Below are 6,468 nucleotides of genomic sequence, written 5' to 3' on the forward strand. Positions count from 1 at the left end.
GTCGAGGACATCCTCGCAACCATCGCTGACGGCAAGCGGCCGGACCTGGTGATCCTCGATTCGATCCAGACGCTGTGGACCGACCTTGCCGATTCGGCGCCCGGCACCGTCACCCAGGTGCGCGCCGCCGCCCAGGCGATGATCCGCTATGCCAAATCTACGGGTGCGGCGATCGTGCTCGTCGGTCATGTCACCAAGGAAGGCCAGATCGCCGGTCCGCGCGTCGTCGAGCACATGGTCGACGGCGTGCTCTATTTCGAGGGCGAAGGCGGCCACCACTACCGCATCCTGCGCACGGTGAAGAACCGCTTCGGGCCGACCGACGAGATCGGCGTGTTCGAGATGTCGGACAAGGGCCTGCGCGAAGTCGCCAACCCGTCCGAGCTTTTTCTCGGCGAGCGCCACGCGAAGTCGCCAGGAGCGGCCGTTTTCGCCGGCATGGAGGGCACGCGTCCGGTGCTGGTCGAGATCCAGGCGCTGGTGGCGCCCTCCTCGCTCGGCACGCCACGCCGCGCTGTCGTCGGCTGGGACGGCGCGCGGCTGTCGATGGTGCTCGCGGTGCTGGAGGCCCATTGCGGTGTGCGCTTCGGCCAGCATGACGTCTACCTCAACGTTGCCGGCGGCTACCGGATCAGCGAGCCGGCTGCCGATCTGGCGGTCGCCGCCGCGCTGGTTTCGTCGCTCACCGGTCTTGCCCTTCCTGCCGATTGCGTCTATTTCGGCGAAATCAGCCTGTCGGGTGCGGTGAGGCCGGTTGCGCATGCGCAGCAGCGCCTCAAAGAGGCCGAAAAGCTGGGTTTCGGTAGCGCGGTACTGCCCTTGGGCAGCGAGGACCTTGTCGGTGGCAATGGCGCTGGGGGGATCGGGGCCGGCGCTTTCCAGCCCACCGAGCTTGCCGACCTCGTCGCGCGCATAGCCGGCTCACGGCGCAGCCGCGCCGAGGAGCAAGAATGACGCGGCTCGTCGAGCGGTAGAGACATGGAGTGGGGCGAAGGACATGCCGATTACGCTGCTTGACGGAATTCTCGTCGGCTTCACCCTGGTCTCGGCGATGCTCGCCATGGTGCGCGGCTTCTCGCGCGAGGTACTCTCCATCGTCTCCTGGGTGGCGGCGGCGGTGGCGGCCTTCTTCTTCTACAAGCCGGTGCTGCCTTACGTTCAGCCCTATGTCGACAACGACAAGATCGCCATGGCGGCGGCCGCCGGCATCGTCTTCGTCATCGCGCTGATCGTCGTCTCGGTCATCACCATGAAGCTCGCCGACTGGATCATCGATTCCCGGATCGGCGCGCTCGACCGCACGCTCGGCTTCCTCTATGGCGCGGCGCGCGGCATCCTGGTGGTCGCGGTGGCGCTGCTGTTCTTCAACTGGCTGGCCGGGGCCAAGGCGCCGGGCTGGGTCGCCAACGCCAAGTCGCGGCCGCTGCTGGAGACGATCGGCGCGAAGCTCGAAAGCCTGCTGCCGGAGAACACGGAAGAGCTCGTCAACAAATACACCCACAAGGGCGAGCCCGCGGCTGAAACTCCGGCGGCGCCCGGCGCGACGACCGACCAGCCGGCGGCCGAACCGCCGGCAAACGGCGATGACGCCGATGCGCCGGTCGATGACAATGAAGGCGAAGCCCCTGCCGACAACGCGCCGGCGCCGGCTCCCGCCACTCCGGCGCCGGCAAACTGATCGCCGCCAAGACGAGCGCCCGCGGCAAGGCGGGCGCTTCCGCGGGGATTGACGTTGGTGTGAACGCCGCAAGGCATGCGTTGCTTTCGACGAGCGATCGCCTTATATGGCGATTTTAGCGGAGCTTGAGCCCCTCATGGCAGTTTCGATGGCAGACGCAGGCGACGTGCTATCCGCCGAGGCCGACGACCATTTCCACGACGAATGCGGCGTGTTCGGCATTTTCGGCCGGCAGGACGCGGCGGCAATCGTCACGCTGGGCCTGCACGCCCTCCAGCATCGCGGCCAGGAAGCCGCCGGCATCGTTTCCTATGACGGCAGCCAGTTCCATGTCGAACGCCATGTCGGCCTGATCGGCGACACCTTCACCAAGCAGCGCGTCATCGACAGCCTGCAAGGCAACCGCGCCATCGGCCATACGCGCTACGCCACCACCGGCGGCGCCGGCCTGCGCAACATCCAGCCCTTCTTCGCCGAACTCTCCGAGGGCGGTCTCGCCGTCGCCCACAACGGCAACCTCACCAATGCGCTGACGGTGCAGCGCGCGCTGCAGAAGCAGGGCTCGATCTTTTCCTCGACCTCCGACACCGAAACGCTGCTGCATCTGGTCGCCACCAGCAAGGAGCGCGACCTGAACTCGCGCTTCATCGACGCGGTGCGCCAGGTCGAGGGCGCCTTCTCGCTGGTAGCCATGACGGCCAAGAAGATGATCGGCTGCCGCGATCCGCTGGGCATCAGGCCGCTGGTGCTGGGCGACCTCGACGGCGCCTGGATCCTCGCTTCCGAGACCTGCGCGCTCGACATCATCGGCGCCCGCTTCGTGCGCGACATCAAGCCCGGCGAGATGGTGGTCATCACCTCCAAGGGCATCGAGAGTCTGTTCCCGTTCGAGCCGCAGAAGACCCGCTTCTGCATCTTCGAATATGTCTATTTCGCGCGGCCGGATTCTTCGGTCGAGGGCCGCAACGTCTACGAGGTGCGCAAGCGCATCGGGGCCGAACTGGCGCAGGAAAACCCGGTCGAGGCCGACATCGTCGTGCCGGTGCCGGATTCCGGCACGCCGGCGGCGATCGGCTTTTCCCAGGCCGCCGGCATTCCCTTCGAGCTTGGCATCATCCGCAACCACTACGTCGGCCGCACCTTCATCCAGCCCGGCGATTCGATCCGCCACATGGGCGTCAAGCTCAAGCACAACGCCAACCGGCGCATGATCGAGGGCAAGCGCGTGGTGCTGGTCGACGATTCGATCGTGCGCGGCACCACCAGCCAGAAGATCGTGCAGATGGTGCGCGACGCCGGCGCCAGGGAGGTGCATATGCGCATCGCCTCGCCGCCGACCAGCGCGTCGTGCTTCTACGGCGTCGACACGCCAGAGAAGTCGAAGCTGCTCGCCTCGCGCATGTCGGTCGAAGAGATGGCCGAATTCATCCGCGTCGATTCGCTCGGCTTCCTGTCAATCGACGGGCTCTACCGCGCCGTCGGCGAGCCGCTGCAGTGGGATCAACGGCTGCGCATGGAGCCACGGGAGCTTGAACGGCTGCTCGCCAGTCCGGCGACGCATATCCATGTCCTGCGCGTCGACGGCGAGGCGGCCGGCCTGTGCGAGTTCAACGGCGTTGGCCAATCCGTTGTCGAGCTCACCCATTTCGGGCTTGTGCCCGCTTTCCAGGGCCGCCGACTCGGGCCGTTCCTGCTTGACCGGTCGCTTCGCGCGGTCTGGTCATATCGGCCCGAAAGGCTCTGGCTGCACACCGACACCTATGACCATCCCAATGCGCAGCCAGTCTACCGGCGCGCAGGCTTCAAGGCCTATGCCGAGCAGATGGAGACCTTGCCGGATTAGGCAATGCAGCTATTATTTTCCACGCAATTCCGGACGGAAAACCGTTACACACTTTTCCTGGAATTGCTCAAGCTTCGAGCGCCTGCAGCGATCGTGCAAGGTTCCGCCTGGCCTGGGGTTCGAACCGTTGCCGGAACTCGTCGGTGTGGAAGATATGCGGGCGGGCAAGGAAACTCTTCAGCACCGCGCCGCGTCCGGCACGCCACATCGGCTCCTCGACCCAATGGTATTCCTGGCGGACGGCCCGCTCGTAGGCATCGAAGGTCTCGGGCGCCGCACCCAGGATAGCGAGGTCCATGTCGAGCATGAGTGCCGCGTCGCTGGCGAAATCCTCATCGTCGGAGCGCGGCAGTTCGTGCGTGGCGGTGGCGAGGATCATCGCGGCGACGCGGCCGAGGCGCCCCGCGTCGGTGCGGCCGGCGAGTTTTTGCTCGGCAAGAGCGGCACTCTGCGCCTCGTTGTCCTTGGCCCGGCTGTCATAGATGGCGTCATGGAACCAGATCGCCGCCTCCACGGCTTCCGGGTCATGGAGCAGGCGTCTATAGTCCGCCGCAAGCTCCAGCATCGCCTCGATATGGGCGAGGCCATGGTAGCGGCGGTCCGTTGCCCGATAGAGGGCCGAGAGCTCGCTTTTCAGCGGCTCATCGATCAAGGGTTCGTTTTCCATGGCTGCTTGAATTCCCGTGAACCAAATCCATTTGACAGAGCACTAAGGAAAATTGAGTTCAATCCTGCTACGATCTGGCCTATATGTGCGGCCGGAGAATAGCCGGCAGGCCGGAGACCGTCGATGAACAGCATTACGATTGCCCGCCCCAGCATTGTGCAGCCGGTCGACCCGATCTGGCGCTCGGTCCGTGACGAGGCGATGGAAGCGGTCAACCGCGATCCGCTGCTTGCCGCGTTCCTCTATTCGACCATCCTCAACCAGGAAAGCCTGGAAGAAGCGGTGATCCATCGGCTGGCCGAACGGCTCGACCATCAGGACATCGGTTCCGACCTCATCCGGCAGACCTTCAATGCCATGCTGGCCGACGATCCGGATTGGAGCACGACGGTTCGCGTCGACATCCAGGCCTATTATGACCGTGATCCGGCCTGCGACCGCTTCATCATGCCGGTGCTCTACTTCAAGGGCTTCCACGCCATCCAGACGCATCGGCTGGCGCACTGGCTGTGGAACCAGGGCCGCCGGGATTTCGCGCTCTACCTGCAGAGCCGCTCCTCCTCGGTGTTCCAGACCGACATCAACCCGGCCGCCCGTATCGGCAAGGGCATTTTCGTCGACCACGCCACCGGCCTAGTCGTCGGTGAGACCGCGGTGATCGAGGACGATGTCTCGATCCTGCACGGGGTAACTCTCGGCGGTACCGGCAAGGCCGGCGGCGACCGCCATCCGAAGATCCGCCGCGGCGTGCTGATCGGCGCCGGCGCCAAGATCCTCGGCAACATCGAAGTCGGCCATTGCTCGAAGATCGCTGCCGGATCGGTCGTGCTATCGCCGGTGCCGCACAACAAGACGGTCGCCGGCGTGCCGGCGCGCGTCGTCGGCGAAACCGGTTGCGACCAGCCTTCCAGGCAGATGGACCAGCTTCTGCCGTCGCAGACCATGGACCACGTTGTCAGCTTCGATATCTGAGGCCGGGATGCCCGCGCGCGGCTGAATCCGGCTGTACGCGCGGACCGGTTCCGGTTCTGTCGCCGGCTTGCCTTTACATCGCCATTGTCGGCGTGCCAGAAGCCGCGTTCAAATCAGCAAGCCGACGATCGGAGAAGACTTTGAAGCCGGACGAAATCAGAAAGCTGGACGCCTATTTCAAGCGCGTCTTCCAGAATCCCAAGCTCCAGGTGAAGGCGCGCCCGCGCAAGGAGGATTCGGCCGAGGTCTATGTCGGCGACGAATTCCTCGGCATCGTCTTCAAGGACGAGGATGATGGCGACTACAATTTCTCGATGGCGATCCTCGACATCGATCTGGGCTGAGCCCTCTGCCGGCCGGACCTGAGCCTGTGCGGTCCGGTCGATGCTTCCCATTGGAAACATGCAATGAATCTAATGGGCTAGCGCCCTGTCTTCAGGATGTGCGTGGCCTTCGCGGCGATTGCCGCGTCAAGCGCCTGCCAGTTGCCGAGAAACTCTCGGGGAAAGCGGTAGGTGAGGCTGAGGCCGTCGCCGACATGGATGTCGCGCTCGCAGGGCGCCAGCGATTCCTCCGCGCTCGGTCCGCTCAGGCAGCGGGCAACGAAAGGATCCTTGCCCGGGCGGGCGGCGACAGCAAGTACCTCGTTGAGATAACCTGACTTCTCGGTGAAGCCATAAAGCGTCGTGCCGCCCGGCCCCGAGGTGCCGGGCTGGACGATCAGCGCGCTGTAGATCGGGGCGAGGCGGCCGCTCATGTCGCGCGACATCATCTGTTGCTCGAAGGACAGGAACACGATGTTCTTGCGTTCGCCCTTGTGGTTGAAGTCGTCGCGCGCGGCGGTGCTGTAGCCGTCCAGTTCGGGATAGCGCATGTAGAGGTCGAGACGCGAGGCGATGCCGTCGCGCCGTGCCTGCTCGAAGCGAATGAAATTGGCTGGCACGGCAATGACATTGTTGCCGATCACGACTTCATGGACGGTCGTGTCGTCAGTGTAGCCGGCCATGGCGATCGAGCGTCCCAGCCACTTGCCGCCGAGGCTGATTGCCACCGACAGCAGCGCCAGCGCCGCGAAGGTATAGAAGACCCGCTTCATCAGCGTGGAATCGACAACCTCGAATTCCGGGCCATTAACTGTCGCCGCCTGCTTCATCGCTTCCCCGTTACCTCGGCCGCCTGACATCCCGGATGTCCCCTGGCGGCACACATGGCGCGGCATGGCACTTGCAGCGCGCCTGTCGGGCGCGACTGTGCGACGTCATGGTAAAAGGAAGGTAAAGATGGGTGCTGTGGAGCTCTGGCTCTTTG

General features: G+C 64.8%; 7 protein-coding genes. 5 read left to right on the forward strand and 2 right to left on the reverse strand.

Going from position 1 to position 6,468, the window contains the following annotated elements; all coding sequences use genetic code 11:
* From EN742_RS19885 to purF, 3 genes are all read left to right on the forward strand, one after another.
* On the forward strand, positions 1-954 hold a 954-nt coding region (locus tag EN742_RS19885), incomplete at its 5' end, for a magnesium chelatase domain-containing protein (RefSeq protein WP_128333182.1).
* 43 nt (positions 955-997) lie between these two features.
* Positions 998-1,678, forward strand: coding sequence for a CvpA family protein (locus tag EN742_RS19890; RefSeq protein ID WP_126055661.1), 681 nt, complete (start codon positions 998-1,000; stop codon positions 1,676-1,678).
* Between the two features lie 148 nt (positions 1,679-1,826).
* Positions 1,827-3,521 (forward strand): amidophosphoribosyltransferase, encoded by a 1,695-nt coding sequence (purF, locus tag EN742_RS19895; protein ID WP_189375472.1) that lies wholly within the window; start codon positions 1,827-1,829, stop codon positions 3,519-3,521.
* Positions 3,522-3,588: 67 nt separating this feature from the next.
* On the opposite strand, the gene EN742_RS19900 is transcribed toward purF, so the two are convergent.
* Positions 3,589-4,188 (reverse strand): hypothetical protein, encoded by a 600-nt coding sequence (locus EN742_RS19900; RefSeq protein ID WP_126054347.1) that lies wholly within the window; start codon positions 4,186-4,188, stop codon positions 3,589-3,591.
* Between the two features lie 123 nt (positions 4,189-4,311).
* Here EN742_RS19900 and cysE point away from each other — a divergent pair, with 123 nt between their 5' ends.
* Entirely contained in the window at positions 4,312-5,160 is an 849-nt protein-coding gene (gene cysE / locus EN742_RS19905; protein WP_127400492.1) for a serine O-acetyltransferase, read from the forward strand.
* Positions 5,161-5,300: 140 nt separating this feature from the next.
* Positions 5,301-5,504, forward strand: coding sequence for a DUF3126 family protein (locus tag EN742_RS19910; protein ID WP_042644432.1), 204 nt, complete (start codon positions 5,301-5,303; stop codon positions 5,502-5,504).
* A 77-nt stretch (positions 5,505-5,581) separates the two neighbouring features.
* Here the strand turns inward: EN742_RS19910 and EN742_RS19915 are convergent, their stop codons facing one another.
* The gene (locus EN742_RS19915; RefSeq protein WP_127423028.1) at positions 5,582-6,313 is read right to left on the reverse strand and encodes a hypothetical protein; all 732 of its coding nucleotides are present in this window, start codon (positions 6,311-6,313) and stop codon (positions 5,582-5,584) included.
* Positions 6,314-6,468: the final 155 nt, after the last annotated feature.

Origin of the sequence: Mesorhizobium sp. M4A.F.Ca.ET.020.02.1.1 (genome assembly GCF_004022645.1) — a bacterium.
In the GTDB taxonomy this organism is placed as follows: domain Bacteria; phylum Pseudomonadota; class Alphaproteobacteria; order Rhizobiales; family Rhizobiaceae; genus Mesorhizobium.

Coding starts and splice junctions, on each gene's coding strand:
- EN742_RS19890 (WP_126055661.1), top strand. CDS start 998: ATGCCGATTACGCTGCTTGACGGAATTCTCGTCGGCTTCACCCTGGTC.
- purF (WP_189375472.1), top strand. CDS start 1,827: ATGGCAGACGCAGGCGACGTGCTATCCGCCGAGGCCGACGACCATTTC.
- EN742_RS19900 (WP_126054347.1), bottom strand. CDS start 4,188: ATGGAAAACGAACCCTTGATCGATGAGCCGCTGAAAAGCGAGCTCTCG.
- cysE (WP_127400492.1), top strand. CDS start 4,312: ATGAACAGCATTACGATTGCCCGCCCCAGCATTGTGCAGCCGGTCGAC.
- EN742_RS19915 (WP_127423028.1), bottom strand. CDS start 6,313: ATGAAGCAGGCGGCGACAGTTAATGGCCCGGAATTCGAGGTTGTCGAT.